14 protein-coding genes, 2 rRNA genes and 1 riboswitch are annotated in these 15888 nt (G+C 66.6%); of the genes, 2 read left to right on the plus strand and 14 right to left on the minus strand.

Annotated features, from left to right (window positions below; translation table 11 throughout):
• Nucleotides 1-4: 4 nt before the first annotated feature.
• Nucleotides 5-117 (plus strand): 5S ribosomal RNA (gene rrf / locus U1H99_RS29790).
• Between the two features lie 95 nt (nt 118-212).
• On the opposite strand, the gene U1H99_RS29795 is transcribed toward rrf, so the two are convergent.
• The 14 genes from U1H99_RS29795 to cobT all read right to left on the minus strand — a co-directional run bounded on the left by U1H99_RS29795 (nt 213) and on the right by cobT (nt 13872).
• On the minus strand, nt 213-611 hold the full coding sequence (locus tag U1H99_RS29795) for a DUF2061 domain-containing protein (RefSeq protein ID WP_323145114.1): 399 nt from the start codon (nt 609-611) through the stop codon (nt 213-215).
• Nucleotides 612-702: 91 nt separating this feature from the next.
• On the minus strand, nt 703-2172 hold the full coding sequence (locus U1H99_RS29800) for a cobyric acid synthase (protein WP_323145115.1): 1470 nt from the start codon (nt 2170-2172) through the stop codon (nt 703-705).
• A gap of 9 nt (nt 2173-2181) precedes the next feature.
• On the minus strand, nt 2182-3054 hold the full coding sequence (locus U1H99_RS29805; RefSeq protein WP_323145116.1) for a cobalamin-binding protein: 873 nt from the start codon (nt 3052-3054) through the stop codon (nt 2182-2184).
• The gene (gene cobD / locus U1H99_RS29810) at nt 3051-4019 is read right to left on the minus strand and encodes a threonine-phosphate decarboxylase CobD (protein ID WP_323145117.1); all 969 of its coding nucleotides are present in this window, start codon (nt 4017-4019) and stop codon (nt 3051-3053) included. Before cobD ends, U1H99_RS29805 begins: the two co-directional genes overlap by 4 nt.
• Nucleotides 4012-4977: an adenosylcobinamide-phosphate synthase CbiB gene (gene cbiB / locus U1H99_RS29815; protein WP_323145118.1), complete on the minus strand. Its 966-nt coding sequence runs from the start codon at nt 4975-4977 to the stop codon at nt 4012-4014. The genes cobD and cbiB overlap by 8 nt, the downstream gene beginning before the upstream one ends.
• Nucleotides 4971-5531: a bifunctional adenosylcobinamide kinase/adenosylcobinamide-phosphate guanylyltransferase gene (gene cobU / locus U1H99_RS29820; protein WP_323145119.1), complete on the minus strand. Its 561-nt coding sequence runs from the start codon at nt 5529-5531 to the stop codon at nt 4971-4973. The genes cbiB and cobU overlap by 7 nt, the downstream gene beginning before the upstream one ends.
• Complete coding sequence (locus tag U1H99_RS29825) at nt 5528-6832, minus strand: cobyrinic acid a,c-diamide synthase CobB (protein WP_323145120.1); 1305 nt, start codon at nt 6830-6832, stop codon at nt 5528-5530. The genes cobU and U1H99_RS29825 overlap by 4 nt, the downstream gene beginning before the upstream one ends.
• Nucleotides 6832-7470, minus strand: a complete 639-nt coding sequence (cobO, locus tag U1H99_RS29830; protein ID WP_323145121.1) for a cob(I)yrinic acid a,c-diamide adenosyltransferase — start codon at nt 7468-7470, stop codon at nt 6832-6834. The genes U1H99_RS29825 and cobO overlap by 1 nt, the downstream gene beginning before the upstream one ends.
• On the minus strand, nt 7463-8242 hold the full coding sequence (locus tag U1H99_RS29835; protein ID WP_323145122.1) for an ABC transporter ATP-binding protein: 780 nt from the start codon (nt 8240-8242) through the stop codon (nt 7463-7465). The genes cobO and U1H99_RS29835 overlap by 8 nt, the downstream gene beginning before the upstream one ends.
• 7 nt (nt 8243-8249) lie before the next feature.
• Nucleotides 8250-9284: a FecCD family ABC transporter permease gene (locus tag U1H99_RS29840; protein ID WP_323145123.1), complete on the minus strand. Its 1035-nt coding sequence runs from the start codon at nt 9282-9284 to the stop codon at nt 8250-8252.
• Nucleotides 9285-9304: 20 nt separating this feature from the next.
• Nucleotides 9305-11164, minus strand: coding sequence for a TonB-dependent receptor plug domain-containing protein (locus tag U1H99_RS29845; protein ID WP_323145124.1), 1860 nt, complete (start codon nt 11162-11164; stop codon nt 9305-9307).
• Nucleotides 11165-11238: 74 nt separating this feature from the next.
• Nucleotides 11239-11460, minus strand: a riboswitch (cobalamin riboswitch).
• Nucleotides 11461-11478: 18 nt separating this feature from the next.
• Nucleotides 11479-12036 (minus strand): histidine phosphatase family protein, encoded by a 558-nt coding sequence (locus U1H99_RS29850; protein ID WP_323145125.1) that lies wholly within the window; start codon nt 12034-12036, stop codon nt 11479-11481.
• An 8-nt stretch (nt 12037-12044) separates the two neighbouring features.
• Nucleotides 12045-12818 (minus strand): adenosylcobinamide-GDP ribazoletransferase, encoded by a 774-nt coding sequence (locus U1H99_RS29855; protein ID WP_323145126.1) that lies wholly within the window; start codon nt 12816-12818, stop codon nt 12045-12047.
• Between the two features lie 4 nt (nt 12819-12822).
• A complete protein-coding gene (gene cobT / locus U1H99_RS29860; protein WP_323145127.1) occupies nt 12823-13872 on the minus strand; it encodes a nicotinate-nucleotide--dimethylbenzimidazole phosphoribosyltransferase in 1050 nt (349 codons plus the stop codon).
• Between the two features lie 474 nt (nt 13873-14346).
• On the opposite strand from cobT, the gene U1H99_RS29865 reads away from it, so the two are divergent.
• A 16S ribosomal RNA gene (locus U1H99_RS29865) occupies nt 14347-15875 on the plus strand.
• The last annotated feature ends 13 nt before the right edge of the window (nt 15876-15888 follow it).

A 15888-nucleotide genomic window follows, 5' to 3' on the forward strand; every position in this document is an offset into this window, starting at 1 on the left:
TATGCCTGATGACCATAGCAAGTCGGTACCACCCCTTCCCATCCCGAACAGGACCGTGAAACGACTTTGCGCCGATGATAGTGCTGCAACCAGTGTGAAAGTAGGTTATCGTCAGGCTAATTAATAAAGCTGTGAAAGCAGCAGTAAGCAGAACCCCGCCCGGTGATCCGAGCGGGGTTTTTTGCTTTATACGATTTGAAAGACCACCGCCATCAGGCGGTGCGCACCGTTTGCCCCGATTCCAGGTTATCCCACAACTTGTCATGAAAAGGCATCAGGAGCACATTGCATACCGGTTCCAGAATGGCTGCCAAGCCGCCGAATGCCATCGAGCCGGTCGCGAAAAAAATCACCGTGAACGCAACGCCCATGTGCATTGCAGTCAGGCTGATCTTTTCCAGAGTCACGACCATGAGCCGCTGCCCGGCTTTAGCTGAGTGCACTTTGCGCTCCCAGGCACGCTCGTGAAAAGGCACCAGCAAAACGTTCAGCAGAGGTTCGATCAAGATCGCCAGGCCGCCCAGCATCACCGATCCGGTGACCGCATAGGTGATGACGAAACCGATCGCCAGGTGGGTAAGGATTTGACTGGTCTTGCGTGCTACTGCCATCGAATGCTCCAAATTCATCGTTGAGGTAAATGATAGTCGTTCTCATCTACCGCGTGAAATAAAATGAATTTAATGATTCGATAGCAGTCGTCTATGTCCGCGCCAATCCTGTCTCCAGAAGCTGCATGAGCAGGGGCTCGGCCGCATCCGCGATCCTGTCCAGGCTCGCATCGCGCAGCGCTGCACTGTCGACGGCGGCGTCGCTATGCAATTTGGCCCAGCGCAGCAGGGCAGCACAAGCCGGCGCGTCGTCGAACAAGCCATGCAGATAGGTACCGATGATCTGTCCATCGTCCGAACATGCGCCCTCGCCGCGGCCGTCGATCTCGAATGCCGATCGGGCCAGCGCCGCGCCCTCGGACACGCCCATGTGGATCTCGTAGCCGCGCACCGTCGCACCAATCGCAGCGGCAGCGAACACACAGTTGCCGCTGACCTGCGCCAGCCGCTTGTCGCGTGTCAGCGTCGTCTGCAAGTCCAGCAAACCGAGTCCCGCCGAGCGTCCGGCAGCCGCCTCGACCCCGTGCGGATCGTCAACATGGCGCCCCAGCATCTGGAAGCCGCCGCACACGCCGATCACCTTGCCGCCGTAACGCAGATGGCGGCGGATCTGTTCTTGCCAGCCTTGCTGCATCAGCCAGGCCAGGTCGCCGCGCGTGTTCTTGCTGCCGGGGAGGACGATCAGGTCGGCCCCTGGCAGCGTCTCGCCCGCGCGCACGAAGCGCAGGTCGACGTCGGGATGCGCGCGCAGCGGATCGAAGTCGGTGTGATTGCTCATGCGCGGGTAACTCGGCACGACCACACGGAAACCGCCGGCGCGCGGCGTCACCGCCTGCACCGCATCCTCGGCGTCCAGGTACAGGCCGTGCAGATAGGGCAGCACCGCCAGCACCGGCTTGCCCGTCTGGCGTTCCAGCCAATCGAGTCCGGGTTCCAGCAATTTGACGTCGCCGCGGAAGCGGTTGATGACAAAGCCGATGATGCGATCGCGTTCGCTCGGCGATAGGCAGGCCAGCGTGCCGACGATGTGGGCGAACACGCCGCCGCGGTCGATGTCGGCCACCAGCACCACCGGGCAGTCCACGCGCTCGGCGAAGCCCATGTTGGCGATGTCGCGGTCGCGCAGGTTGATCTCGGCCGGGCTGCCGGCACCCTCGACGATCACCGTGTCGTACTGTGCCAGCAGGCGCGCATGCGATTCGAGCACGGCCCCCATGGCCACGCTTTTATATTGGTGATAGTCGCGCGCGTTCATGTCGGCGCGTACGCGGCCATGGATGATGACCTGGGCACCGGTGTCGCTGGACGGCTTGAGCAGCACCGGATTGAGGTCGGTGTGCGGCGCGATGCCGGCGGCGATCGCCTGCAGCGCCTGGGCACGCCCGATCTCGCCGCCGTCGCTCGTCACCGCGCTATTGAGCGCCATGTTCTGCGGCTTGAACGGTGCCACGCGGACGCCTCGGCGGCGCAGCAGGCGGCACAGCGCCGCCACCACGGTGCTCTTGCCGGCATCCGAGGTGGTGCCCTGCACCATCAGGGTCGAATAGGGGAAGGTGCTCATCGCGCGGACTTATTTAGGCCGATGCGTGCGCGCCAGTTCCAACTTCTCGCACAGCATCGCCGCACCGGCGATCATGCGCGGACCGGAGCGGTTCAGCAGGTTGCCGTCGATCGTGAACAGGTTGTCGTTGCGCACCGCCGTGAGGCTGGCGTAGGGTTTCCACATGCTGACGCCGCCGTAGTTCTTTTCCGCCGTGGCGAAGATCGCTTCCGGATTCTCCTGCAGGACGCCCTCGACGCTGACCACCGGCGCCGTGACCGGCAGTCTGGCGAAGACGTTCTCGCCGCCGCACAGGCGTAGCGCGTCGCTGACGATATGCGCGCCGTTCAGCGTGTACAAGGGTTTGTCCCACACCTGGTAAAAACTGCGCACCGGCGCGCGGTTCGCATATTTTGTGCGCAGGCTGGCCAGCTGGCGGCTCAGGTCCGCGGCGGCCGGACGCGCCACCGCCTCGGTACCCATCAATTGCCCGAGCTTGAGCAGGCTGGCCGGGATGTCCTCGAGCTTGTGCGGCTCGCTGTGATAGACCGGCACGCCGAGCTTGCGCACCATCTCGATCTGGCGCTCGGAACTGCCGTGGCGCCAGACCACGAACAGGTCCGGTTTCAGCGCGATGATGCGTTCGAGGTCGAGTTCGCGGTTGGAACCGACTTGCGGCACCTGTTTCGCCGCTTCCGGAAAATCGCTGTAGGCGACCACGCCGACCACGTGGCTGCCGCCGCCGGCCGCGAACAGCAGCTCGGTCACGTGCGGCGCCAGCGAGATCACGCGCTGCGCCGGCTTCTGCACGGTGACCGTATTGCCGTCGTCGTCCTTGACGGTGACGGCTGCGTGGGCGGAAACGCCGGCCGCCAGCGCGGTCATGACTATCCAGTTTTTCATCGCTGATTCCAATCTCTCAATGCATGTTCGAGGCGCCGCCAGTGCGCTTCCGTGGCAGGCAGGCCGATCCGGATGCCGCATGCGGCATCGCGGAACAGGCGGACCCAGATCGCGCGTCGCGCCATATGTTCGTGGAACGCTTCGGGCTGTGCTTGCGCCCACCAGTGAAACAGCGGCGTGCCGGATGCGCCGGGCAGCAGCGCGCGCATGCGCGTGCCGTCGCGTGCCAGCCGCGCTTGCGTGGCCTGTTGCCAGCCGCGGTCGCGCAGCGCCGCCAGCGCGACTTCCTGGGCGGGCCCGCTGACTGCCCATGGTCCCAGCAGGTCTTCCAGCTGCGCCAGCAGGGCGGGCGCAGCGGCGACGAAACCGAGCCGCAAGCCGGCCAGGCCGAAGAACTTGCCGACCGAGCGCAGCACGATCAATCCCGGCCGGTCCGCATGCGCGGCAATGCTCAGCGCAGGCGCCGTGTCGCCGAAGGCCTCGTCGACCACCAGCCAGCCGCCGCGCGCGGCCAGCTGCGCATGCCAGGCCAGCAGCTGGTCGGGCGCGACCGTCGCGCCGGTAGGGTTGTTCGGATTGACGATCACCACCACGTCGCTGTCGCGTACCGCCGCATCCAGTGCGGTGTAGGGCACCTGGCGCAGCAGGTGGCCGTGGCGCGACCAGTGGTGGGCGTGTTCCGCATACGAGGGCGCCGACACGCTCACGCGCGCCGGTGCGCGCAGGCGCGGCAGGGCCTGGATCGCGGCCTGGGTGCCCGCTACCGGCAGCAGACCGGGTGCATCGTAATAGGCGCAGGCGGCGCGCACCAGTGCCGGGTCGGGCTCGGGCAGGCGCTGCCACGCATCCGGGCTGGGCGCCGGGGCCGGGTAGCCGACCGGATTGATGCCGGTGGAGAGGTCGATCCAGTCGCTGCCGCCGTAGCGCTGCATCGCCTCGCGCAGCTTGCCGCCGTGTTCAAGCATGCAGGCCTCCGGCCAGCAGCGCGCCCGGCAGGGCGATGGCGAGCCACAGCAGCGTGGTGCGCCATACCAGGTGCCAGGCACGTTCGATGTCGGCCGCGCCGGCGGCCGGACCGCTGCCCAGCACCGGCCGCAGTTCGACTTCGCCGTCGTAGACCGCGGCGCCCCCGAGCGTGACGCCGAGCGCGCCAGCGCCGCTGGCCATCACCGGGCCGGCGTTCGGGCTGCTCCATTGCGGCGCCTGGGTACGCCAGCAGCGCCAGGCGCGCAGTTGGCCCCGCAGCCGGCCGGATCTCGACGCCAGCAGGATATAGGACAGCGCGGTCAGGCGCGCCGGCACGTAGTTCAGGACGTCGTCGATGCGCGCCGCGACGCGCCCGAACAGGTTGTAGCGTTCGTTGCGATAGCCCCACATCGCGTCCAGGGTATTCGCCAGCCGGAACAGGACCGCGCCGGCGCCGCCGGCCACCAGGAACCAGAACAGGGTCCCGAACACGGCATCGTTGCCGTTTTCGAGCAGCGATTCGGCGCCGGCCTTGGCCAGCTCCGCTTCGCTGGCCTGCTTGGTGTCGCGGCTGACGATGTGCGAGGTCAGCCAGCGCGCGCGATCGAGGTCGCCGGCCGCGAGTGCCGCGCCGATCGGCAGCGTGTGGTCGCGCAGGCTGCGCAGGCCAAGGCACAGGTACAGCAACGCCGCGTGCACGGCCAGCCCCGCCGGCCCGGGCAGGCGGCACAGGGCGGCTGCGACCAGCGTCAGCGGCAGCACCGCCAGCGCCCAGGCCAGGGCGCCGCGCCCGATGCGCCACCCCACGCGTTTGTTCAGCCGCCGCTCCAGCGCACTGGCCAGGTTGCCGAAGCCGACCAGCGGATGCCAGCGCGGCGTCTCGCCCAGCAGCAAATCGAGCGCGACGCCGACCACCAGCAGCAGGGCCAGGCTCAAGGGAGGCAGTCCGCTCAGCACGACGGCCCTTTCAATGCCAGCGGCAGGCCGGCCGCGACGAACAGCACGCGCTCGCAGCGCGCCGCCACGTCCTGGTTCAGGCGGCCCGCTTCGTCGGCATAGGCACGCGAGACCGCGCCGTAGGGCACGATCCCCATGCCGACCTCGTTCGACACGAAGATGACTTCACCCGCCGCCGGCTCGTCCAGGAAGTCCAGCAGCTCCGCGCGCTCGGTGGTGAACAGCGGCGTCAGGTCGATCGGTCCGACTTCCGGATAGTCCATGTGCGCGGAAAACATCAGGTTGCTCAGCCACAGGGTCAGGCAGTCGACCAGCACGATGCGCTCCGGCGTGCACAGGCGGCGCAGGGTGGCGGCCAGCGCGGTCGCCTCCTCGACGGTGCGCCAGTGCGGCGGGCGGCGTTCCTGGTGGCGGACGATGCGCGCGGCCATCTCGTCGTCGCCGGCATGCGAGGTGGCCAAATAGATGACTTCCTTGCCGGATGCCTGCGCCAGACGCTCGGCCAGCGCGCTCTTGCCCGAACGGGCCCCGCCGAAGACGAAGGTACGGCTCATGCTTGTGCTCCCAGCAGCAGGCCCGCCGCGGCTTCCGGATTGGAGGCGAAGAAAGCGTGGAAATACGATGCGGTCAGCGAACCGCTGCGGTACAGCGCTTCGCCCTCGGCGCCGGATGGATGCTTGACCGCGTGCGCGGCCGCTGCGGTGCCGGTCTCCAGGCGAGAGTAATGAAAGGTATGGCCGCGCAGCACGCCGGCGGCGGTCGGCATGCCTTGCGCACCCAGCCCGGCCAGGCGGCCCTGCATTTTCACCTGTCCCGGCAACAAGCCGGCCATCGGCCAGGCGTGGCCGTCCTTGTCGGTGATCGATTCCGCCACCGCCATCATGCCGCCGCACTCGGCCAGGATCGGGCGGCCGGCGGCGTGCGCGGCGCGGATCGATGCTTGCCAGTGCTGCGCCTGCGCCAGCGTTTCAGCGTGCAGTTCGGGATAGCCGCCGGGCAGGTAGACCGCATCGGCGCCGTCCGGCACCGGCTGGTCCGCCAGCGGCGAGAAGTAGGCCAGCTGCGCCCCGAGCGCGCGCAGCGTGTCGAGGTTGGCCGGATACAGGAAACAGAAGGCGGCGTCGCGCGCGATCGCCACCGTCTTCCCGGCCAGCAGCGGAGAAATCGGCGCCGACGGCAGGGCGCTGTCGTCGAAGGAGTGCGGCGGCATGGCGTCCCAGGCCGCGTCGTCGAACTTCAGTTCGTCGGCCAGCGCATCCAGCACGGCATCGATGTCGCCGACTTCGTCCGGCAGCACCAGGCCGAGGTGGCGTTCGGGCAGGCGGCGCGCCTGCTTGGGCAGGGTGCCCAATAAAGGGATGTCGCGTAGCGACTCCGCCACCATGCGCGCGTGGCCTTCGCTGCCGACGCGGTTGGCGACCACGCCGGCCAGCTGCACGGGCCCGTAGTCGCGCAGGCCCAGCACCACCGCACCCGCGGTCTGCGCCATGGCGCCGGCGTCGATCACGGCCAGCACCGGGATACCGAATTCGCGCGCCAGGTCGGCCGCGGATGGCTTGCCGTCGTACAGGCCCATCACGCCCTCGATCAGCACCACGTCGGCCTCGCGCGCGGCGCAAGCCAGGCGCCGGCGGCACAGTTCCGGTCCCACCATCCACAGGTCGAGCGAGTGCACCGGCGCGCCGCTGGCGCGTTCGAGCAGCATCGGGTCAATGAAGTCGGGGCCGCATTTCAGCACCCGCACCGTCTGCCCGCTGCGCCGGAAGCGGCGCGCCAGGGCGGCGGTGATCGTGGTCTTGCCCTGGCCGGAGGCGATGGCAGCCACCATGACAACGCGCGCGCCTTGGGTACCCATCACCACTCCGTCCCGGCCTGGGCCGCGATGCCGGCCTTGAAGGCGTGCTTGACCACGTTCATCTCGGTGACGGTGTCGGCGACGTCGATCAGTTCCTGCGGCGCGGCGCGGCCGGTCACCACCACGTGCTGCATCACGGGACGGTCGAGCAGGTCGGCGATCACGGCGTGCACGTCGAGGTAGCGGTACTTGAGTGCGATGTTCAGTTCGTCCAGCACCACCAGGCCATAGGCGGGGTCGCGCAGGAAAGAACGTGCCATCTCCCAGGCTGCCTGCGCCTTGACGATGTCGCGCTCGCGGTTCTGGGTTTCCCAGGTATAGCCTTCGCCCATCGCATGGAAGCTGACTTCGTCGGGAAAGCGGCGCAGGAACTGCTCTTCGCCGGTCGCCATCGCGCCCTTGATGAACTGGACCACGCCGACCTTCATGCCGTGGCCGAGCGCGCGCGCGGCCATGCCGAAGGCGCTCGAGCTCTTGCCCTTGCCGTTGCCGGTATTGACGATGATGATGCCGACCTGCTTGTCGGCGGAGGCGATCTTGGCGTCGATGACCGCCTTCTTGCGTGCCATGCGCAGGCGGTGGCGCTCATTAATATCCAAACTCGTGTCCGGATTGGTGTCGTCGGTCGGCTCAGTCATGGTTGGTCTCCCGGGGAATGAAGATGCGGCGGCCGCCGTGTTCGATGGTCTCGATCGGGTGGCCGAGGGTGTCGCTCAGGCGCGCGGCCTGCATGGCGTCGGCGATCGGGCCGGCGTACCAGCTGCCGTCGCCTTTCAGGAGCAGGGCGTGGCTCGAGATGCCGTGCGCCAGCGTCAGGTCGTGGCCGATCATGACGACGGTCTTGTGCTGCTGCCGGCACAGGCGTGCCAGCAGGCCCATCACCTGCACCTGGTGCGCCAGGTCGAGCGCATTGGCCGGTTCGTCGAGCAGCAGCAGCGCCGTGTCCTGGGCCAGCAGGGCGGCGATCGCCACGCGCTGGCGCTCGCCGCCGGACAGGGTGCGCACGTCGCGCGCCGCCAGGCCGTCGACTTCCATCGCCGCCAGCGCCCGCATGGCGGCCGCGTGGTCGTCGCTGCCTTCCCAGTAGCGGTTGGCGTGGTAGGGATGGCGCGCCGACAGCACGGTCTCGATCACGCTGTAAGCAAAGGCGTCGTGGCGCGACTGGGCCAGGTAGGCGCGCCGGCGCGCCAGGTCTTCCAGCTTCCAGGCCGCGACCGGGGTGCCGTCGATCTGGACCGCGCCGGCTTCGGGCGTGCGCAGGCCGGCCAGCGTGCGCAGCAGCGTGCTCTTGCCGGCGCCGTTGCGGCCGATGATGCTCCAGCATTCCCCTTGCCCTACCTGCCAGTCCAGATCCTGCACCAGGGTGCGGCCGCCGGCGCGCAGTGCGAGTTGTCGGGTCGCGATCGTCATTTGCGCCTCATTTACGCAACTGGTGCAGTTGATAGAGAAAGACCGGCGCCCCGATCAGGGCCGTGATCGCACCCACCGGCAGCTGGGTCGGCGCGACCACGGTGCGTGCCAGCGTGTCGCACAGAACCAGGAAGCTGCCGCCGCCCAGCACCGCGGCCGGGATCAGCACGCGGTGGTCGGGGCCGAAGGCGAAGCGGCAGGCGTGCGGGATGATCAGGCCGATGAAGCCGATCGAGCCGGCGCTGGTCACCGCGCTGGCGGTCAGCAGGCCGGACACGAAGAACAGGCCCTTGCGCAGCGTGCCGACGCGGATGCCGAGGGTGCCGGCGTTGTCGGCATGGAGGGCGACCACGTTCATCGCGCGCGCACTGCGCAGCGCATACAGCAGGGCGCCGCCGAGCACGATCCAGGGCAGTGCCCGCACCGGCGCGCCGGCCAGGTCGCCGATCATCCAGAACACCATGCTGCGCAGCCGTCCCTCGGGCGCGATCGACAGCATCAGCGTGACCAGCGCCATGCAGCTCGACGACAGGATCACGCCGGTCAGCAGCAGCATCGAGGTGCCTCCCTCGATAGCGGCGCCGCTGCGCATGTCGCGCCGCGCGAACAGGTACAAAAGCATCGCCACGCCGACGGCGCCGGCCAAAGCCGCCGCGTCGACCGTGGCCGCCGCGCACATCAGCAGCAGCGCCAGCAGGGCGCCGACCGAGGCGCCGGCCGAGATCCCTAATATATATGGATCGGCCAGCGGGTTGCGCAGCAGCGCCTGCATCATGACGCCGGCCAGGGCCAGCGCGCCGCCGGTGACGAAGGCGGTGAGGGCGCGGCCGGCGCGCAGCTCCAGCAGCGTCGCCGCCATCGAGTCGCTCCGGCCATGCAGCACCTGGACCAGCGCAGCCGGCAGCTCGTCCGGTGCGATGGCGATCGAGCCCGTCATGCCGGCCACCAGCAGGCTGGCGACGGCCGCGAGCAGCAGCGCGCCGACGATCAGGAGGGCGCGCTGGGGCAATGGACGCGGAGGACGGGCTTGGGCTGGATGCATGCGGTGCGGTTGGTAATGGATTAGCGGACGCCGTAGCGTAGCGCCGCGAACCAGCTGCGTCCGGCGGTGCCGTAGTTGCGCGCCAGTTCGTAGCGCTTGTCGGCCGCGTTGTCGAGGCGGACCAGCAGCGACCAGTCGGGATTGAAACGCCAGCTGGTGGTCAGGTTCAGCAGGCCATAGCCGCCGAGGCGGTTCCTGTTGGCGGCGTCATCGAAGCGCTGGCCGGAGGCCTGCAGTTCGATGCCGCTCTCCAGCCGGCCGGTCGTGTGGCTGGCGCTGAGGTTGACGTGACGGCGTGCGCGCCGGGCCAGCTGCTTGCCGGTGGTCTCGTCGCGCGGATCCTGGAAGTCGGCACTGGCGCGCAGGTCGATACCCTTGATCCGGCTGGTGGCCGACAGCGTCCAGCCTTCGAGCAGCGCGTGGTTGACGTTGTAGGCGCAGCTGCCGGTCCGGCTTGGGCAGGGGTTGACCGTGACGATCATGTCGGTCAGGCGGTTGCGGTAGTAACCGGCCTGCAGTTCGCCGCCCGATACCTGGTAGCGCAGCGCAGCTTCGGCATTGCGGCCCTGTTCCGGCTTGTTGCTGGGCAGGCCGTAGCCGGGGTAATACAGTTCGTTGAAGGTCGGGGCGCGGAAGCTGGTGCCGACGCTGGCGCTGGCGCGCAGCTGGCGGCTGAATTCGTAGGCATAGCCGGCCGCGCCGGTGGTCTTCGCGCCGTACACCGAGTGGTCGTTGCGCGCGCTGAGGTCGACCAGGTGGCTGCCGCGGCGCAGGTCGTAGGAAGCGGCCACCGAGTTGGTGACGCGGCTGCCGTTCAACGGACTCGGGGGACTGGTCGGGGTAGCGGCGCCGGAGGTGGACAGCACGGATTCCTTGCGGTGGGCCGCCAGCAGCTGCAGGGTGTCGGCACCGATGGCGAACGTATTGTGCCAGGTGATTTCATCCTGGCGCGTGTTGATCTGGCTGGCGTCCGCGGGCGCGGCGCCGCCGAAGTTGCCCAGCCTGTCGCTGGAGCGCGCCCACTGCAGGCTGCTGCGCCAGTTGGGCTGGATGCGGCCGTCGAGGAAGGCGGCGTAGCTGTCGATGTCCTGGAAGTTGCGGGCGTCAAAGGCGGCTGCACCATTGTCGTACTGGGCGCGCAGGCGGCTCTTCAGGAACTGGACGCCGGCGTCGATACCTTCGGCCAGCCGCACCGCGATGCGGCCGTTGGCGCTGTTGCGGCTGTAGCCGTCGTCGTCCGGGTTGTAGCCGAATGCGCCGGGGCGGGTCGCGGAGAAGCCGTCCGCTTCCTCGTGGGCAGTGCCGAATGCGTAGCTGACGATGCCGCTCGCACCATGGATGGCGGCGTCGTACTGGCGGGTGCCGTAGCTGCCGCCGCCGAGGCTGGCGTCCAGTTGCGGCGCGCCGGCGCTTTTACGGGTGAAGATCTGGACCACGCCGCCGATCGCATCCGCGCCGTACAGGGTGCTCAGGGGACCGTAGACGACTTCGATGTGATCGATGGCCGACAGCGGAATCGCATTCCAGCTGGCCGCGCCGCTGGTCGAGGAGCCGATGCGCACGCCGTCGATCAGGACCACGACCTGGTTGCTGTTGGCGCCGCGCAGGAACACGCTGGTGCTGGCGCCCGGGCCGCCGTTGCGGACGATCTCGATGCCGCGCTGGCGCGCCAGGACGTCGGCAACCGAGCCGGCGCCGGCTCGCGCGATCTCGTCGCGACCGATGACGGTGGTGTCGGCGATGACCTGGTCGGCACGCTCGGGCGTGCGGGTGGCGGTGACGACGACGGTCTCCGGCGCAGAATCGGGCGCAGCGAAGGCGGTGGAGGCAGAAAGGGCAAGGGCCAATGCGGCGGCTTGCCGTGGAACTCGGTGGTGCATGATGGTCGTTCTTGGTTTGACAACCAGCCGGCGTCCCCGCCGGCCAGATTGAACAGAAGCGCCACGGCATGCCGGCGCGCTTCCACCTTTTGGCCGGTATCCGGGCTGGCAAGTATGGCCGTCCGACCTTCCCATGCGTACGCACAGTGGTGTGTGAGGACGGTTGCCGCATCCATGACGCGGCACTTGCTTACCGTTGCGGGGGCAGCACACGTTCAACTCTTCGCGAGCTTCGTGTTTCCCGTTTAACTGCACCTGTGAGCACAGGCGCGAGCACCAAAACGGCGTCATTATACGGTCGCGCCGGCGCCTTGTCAGAACTCCAGCACCAGAATTTCGCCATAGCCGATGCGGTGCGGCGTGGCGGCGGCCTGCAGCGCGGCCTGTTCCAGGGGCAGGCCGGACTGCATCGCCAGCAGCAGGCGGATGGTGCCGGCATGGCAGATCACCAGTGCTTCCGCGCCCCCGTCGGCACTGGCGCCGGTCCGCACGGTGTCGACGAAGCCGGCCACGCGGCGTGCGACGTCGAGCACGTTCTCGGCGCCACCGGGCCGATGGTGGAGCAGGTCATCGGCCCAGGCGTCGACTTCGCCGCGCGCGATGCCGGACCAGGGACGCATCTCCCAGCGGCCGAAATCCATCTCGGCCAGGCGCGCATCGATGTGCAGGCTGGCCGGTTGCAGGCGCCGGGCCAGCAGGGCGCAGCGCTGCAGCGGGCTGGCGTACACCGGCAGGCGACCGGGCAAGCCTTGCGCTTCCAGCGTCGCCTGCACGCGCGCCAGTTCGGCCGCGGCGACCGGGACGTCGGTCGCGCCGTAGCAGAGGCCGGGCGCGACGTCGGGTTGAGGGTGGCGCACCAGGTGCAGCTTCATGCGGCGCCTCAGGCACCGTGGCCGAGCGTGGCCAGCACCGTCATATAGATGAGGGCTTCCGCCACCTGCTGCACGGCGCCGAGGCAGTCGCCGGTGTAGCCGCCGAGGCGGCGCACGAATTTGCGGCCCAGCCACAGCGCTGCGGCCAGCGCGGCCAGTACGGCACCGCTCACTGCCGCAGGGGAGGTGAGGCCGGCGGCGAGCAGCACGGCGGCGGGCAGCAGGGCCGTCGCCGCGGCGATCGCGAATTCCGCGCCCGTCATCTGCTGTGCCAGCGGCTTGGCCTTGCCCTCGCCGCGCACGTACTCGAGTTTCCAGATCAGCGAGGTCGCCGCCAGGCGCGACAGCGGGTGGGCCAGGAACAGGGCCGCGATCGCCGCTTGCGGCGGCAGCATCGCCAGGCTCGAGAGCTTGGCGGCCAGCATGCAGACGATGCCGATCGCACCGTAGGCGCCGACCCGCGAATCCTTCATGATCTCGAGCACCCGTTCCCGCGTCATTCCGCCGCCGAGGCCATCGCAGGTATCGGCGAAGCCGTCTTCATGGAAGGCGCCGGTGGCGTAGATCGAGGCGGCGGTGGACAGCACCGCCGCCACCGGCGCCGGCAGCACCAGTGCCGCCGCCCAGTAGACGGCGGCGGCGATGGCCGCCACCACGCAGCCGACCAGCGGGAAGTAGCGCGACGCGTGCTGCAGCCAGCTGGCCTCGAAGCCGACCCAGGCCGGGATCGGCAGGCGGGTAAAGAATTGCAGCGCGATGAAGAAGAGGCGGATCTGCTGCATGGTTTTAGTCGTCAGCGTTCTTGCCGGTTTGCTCGCTGACGCTGGCCGAGGCAAAGGTCGCCATCTGGTCGAGGAAGTTGGCGGCCGCGTGCAGCAGCGGCAGGACGAGGGCGGCGCCGGTGCCTTCACCCAGGCGCAGGCCGAGCTGCAGCAGCGGCTTCGCCTCCAGTGCATCGAGCATGCGGCGGTGGCCGGCTTCGTCCGAGCAGTGGGCGAACACGCAGTAATCGAGGATCGCCGGTTCGATGCGCGCCGCCACCAGCAGGGCACTAGTCACGATGAAGCCGTCGATGAGCAGCACCTTGCGTTGCTGCGCCGCCTGCAGCATGGCGCCGGTCATCATCGCGATCTCGAAGCCGCCGAAAGCGGCCAGCACGTCGAGCGGATCGATGGCGGTGGCGTGCAGCGCGGCCGCGGCTTCGATCACGCGCTGCTTGTGCCGCACGCCCTCGTGCGACAGCCCGGTGCCGGCGCCGACGCAGGCCGCGACCGGGATGCCGGTCAGCTTGTGCATCAAAGCCGCGGCGGCGGTCGTATTGCCGATACCCATCTCGCCGAAGCCGATCACGTTGCCCGCCAGCTCGGCCACCAGCGCTGCGCCGGCGCCGATCGCGCTGGCGCATTGGGCGTCGCTCATGGCCGGCGCCTGGGCAAAGTTGCGGGTGCCGGCGGCGATCTTGCGGTCGATCAGGCCAGGGCGCGGACCGAATTCGTGGGCCACGCCGGCATCGACGATGTGCAAGGCGCAATCGTTCTGGCGTGCGAACACGTTGATGGCGGCCCCTTGGGACAGGAAGTTCTCGACCATTTGCCAAGTGACGTCCTGCGGATAGGCGGACACGCCTTCCGCCACCACGCCGTGGTCGCCGGCGAAGACCAGGATCGCCGGCCGCTCGACCGACACAGCCACGCTTTCCTGGATCAGTCCCATCTGTTTGGCGAGGCGCTCCAGCGTTCCCAGGCTGCCGAGCGGTTTGGTCTTATTGTCGATAGCAGCGTCGAGCTGGGCGGCGAGGGGAGGACTCGCGGTGGGAACGATATGAAAGGCGCTCATGCAGGTATGTTGTAGAGTTAATGAACCGGACAACGATAGCATGGCGCTTGGCCTTGCGAACACCGCAAGGCTTTGCTATAGTTCGCGTCCTGCTTCTGCAGCGCAGTAAAACGGCAACGAAATCAAGTAGTTGTGTTTGAATTTTCGGCAAGTCCGAAAGCGTTGAAGAAAAAGATGGAGTTGACGAGTTAAGCGAAACACTGCATAATCTCACTTCTCTGCTGCTGACGAACACAACGATTTGTCGCTAAGTAGCAAGACGCAGTACCGAATAAAGTTCTTTAAAAATTAACAGTCGATAAGTGTGGGCGTTTGATGAAGGTGCCAACAGCTGCGTAAGCGCTGTTGATTACTTAAATTATCAAATGTTCACAAAAGTATTAAGCGTTGTCCCAGCAATGGGATGACGGTCAGTATCTTGAGTGAGCGACTCGGTAGCAATACCGATGGCAGCAATGCCAACAAACAGAGATTAAACTGAAGAGTTTGATCCTGGCTCAGATTGAACGCTGGCGGCATGCTTTACACATGCAAGTCGAACGGCAGCGCGGGGCAACCTGGCGGCGAGTGGCGAACGGGTGAGTAATATATCGGAACGTACCCAAGAGTGGGGGATAACGTAGCGAAAGTTACGCTAATACCGCATACGATCTATGGATGAAAGTGGGGGATCGCAAGACCTCATGCTCCTGGAGCGGCCGATATCTGATTAGCTAGTTGGTGAGGTAAAGGCTCACCAAGGCGACGATCAGTAGCTGGTCTGAGAGGACGACCAGCCACACTGGAACTGAGACACGGTCCAGACTCCTACGGGAGGCAGCAGTGGGGAATTTTGGACAATGGGCGCAAGCCTGATCCAGCAATGCCGCGTGAGTGAAGAAGGCCTTCGGGTTGTAAAGCTCTTTTGTCAGGGAAGAAACGGTTGAGGCTAATATCCTCGGCTAATGACGGTACCTGAAGAATAAGCACCGGCTAACTACGTGCCAGCAGCCGCGGTAATACGTAGGGTGCAAGCGTTAATCGGAATTACTGGGCGTAAAGCGTGCGCAGGCGGTTTTGTAAGTCTGTCGTGAAAGCCCCGGGCTCAACCTGGGAATTGCGATGGAGACTGCAAGGCTTGAATCTGGCAGAGGGGGGTAGAATTCCACGTGTAGCAGTGAAATGCGTAGAGATGTGGAGGAACACCGATGGCGAAGGCAGCCCCCTGGGTCAAGATTGACGCTCATGCACGAAAGCGTGGGGAGCAAACAGGATTAGATACCCTGGTAGTCCACGCCCTAAACGATGTCTACTAGTTGTCGGGTCTTAATTGACTTGGTAACGCAGCTAACGCGTGAAGTAGACCGCCTGGGGAGTACGGTCGCAAGATTAAAACTCAAAGGAATTGACGGGGACCCGCACAAGCGGTGGATGATGTGGATTAATTCGATGCAACGCGAAAAACCTTACCTACCCTTGACATGTCAGGAATCCTCGAGAGATTGAGGAGTGCTCGAAAGAGAACCTGAACACAGGTGCTGCATGGCTGTCGTCAGCTCGTGTCGTGAGATGTTGGGTTAAGTCCCGCAACGAGCGCAACCCTTGTCATTAGTTGCTACGAAAGGGCACTCTAATGAGACTGCCGGTGACAAACCGGAGGAAGGTGGGGATGACGTCAAGTCCTCATGGCCCTTATGGGTAGGGCTTCACACGTCATACAATGGTACATACAGAGGGCCGCCAACCCGCGAGGGGGAGCTAATCCCAGAAAGTGTATCGTAGTCCGGATCGCAGTCTGCAACTCGACTGCGTGAAGTTGGAATCGCTAGTAATCGCGGATCAGCATGCCGCGGTGAATACGTTCCCGGGTCTTGTACACACCGCCCGTCACACCATGGGAGCGGGTTTTACCAGAAGTAGGTAGCTTAACCGCAAGGAGGGCGCTTACCACGGTAGGATTCGTGACTGGGGTGAAGTCGTAACAAGGTAGCCGTATCGGAAGGTGCGGCTGGATCACCTCCTTTCTAGAGTAGCACC

The sequence above is a fragment of the Massilia phyllosphaerae genome, from assembly GCF_034659755.1.
GTDB lineage: Bacteria > Pseudomonadota > Gammaproteobacteria > Burkholderiales > Burkholderiaceae_D > Telluria > Telluria phyllosphaerae.

What these genes read in the sequence shown, in the direction of transcription:
- U1H99_RS29795 (WP_323145114.1), bottom strand. Translation starts at nt 611, where the DNA reads ATGGCAGTAGCACGCAAGACCAGTCAAATCCTTACCCACCTGGCGATC.
- U1H99_RS29800 (WP_323145115.1), bottom strand. Translation starts at nt 2,172, where the DNA reads ATGAGCACCTTCCCCTATTCGACCCTGATGGTGCAGGGCACCACCTCG.
- U1H99_RS29805 (WP_323145116.1), bottom strand. Translation starts at nt 3,054, where the DNA reads ATGAAAAACTGGATAGTCATGACCGCGCTGGCGGCCGGCGTTTCCGCC.
- cobD (WP_323145117.1), bottom strand. Translation starts at nt 4,019, where the DNA reads ATGCTTGAACACGGCGGCAAGCTGCGCGAGGCGATGCAGCGCTACGGC.
- cobU (WP_323145119.1), bottom strand. Translation starts at nt 5,531, where the DNA reads ATGAGCCGTACCTTCGTCTTCGGCGGGGCCCGTTCGGGCAAGAGCGCG.
- U1H99_RS29825 (WP_323145120.1), bottom strand. Translation starts at nt 6,832, where the DNA reads ATGGGTACCCAAGGCGCGCGCGTTGTCATGGTGGCTGCCATCGCCTCC.
- cobO (WP_323145121.1), bottom strand. Translation starts at nt 7,470, where the DNA reads ATGACTGAGCCGACCGACGACACCAATCCGGACACGAGTTTGGATATT.
- U1H99_RS29835 (WP_323145122.1), bottom strand. Translation starts at nt 8,242, where the DNA reads ATGACGATCGCGACCCGACAACTCGCACTGCGCGCCGGCGGCCGCACC.
- U1H99_RS29840 (WP_323145123.1), bottom strand. Translation starts at nt 9,284, where the DNA reads ATGCATCCAGCCCAAGCCCGTCCTCCGCGTCCATTGCCCCAGCGCGCC.
- U1H99_RS29845 (WP_323145124.1), bottom strand. Translation starts at nt 11,164, where the DNA reads ATGCACCACCGAGTTCCACGGCAAGCCGCCGCATTGGCCCTTGCCCTT.
- U1H99_RS29850 (WP_323145125.1), bottom strand. Translation starts at nt 12,036, where the DNA reads ATGAAGCTGCACCTGGTGCGCCACCCTCAACCCGACGTCGCGCCCGGC.
- U1H99_RS29855 (WP_323145126.1), bottom strand. Translation starts at nt 12,818, where the DNA reads ATGCAGCAGATCCGCCTCTTCTTCATCGCGCTGCAATTCTTTACCCGC.
- cobT (WP_323145127.1), bottom strand. Translation starts at nt 13,872, where the DNA reads ATGAGCGCCTTTCATATCGTTCCCACCGCGAGTCCTCCCCTCGCCGCC.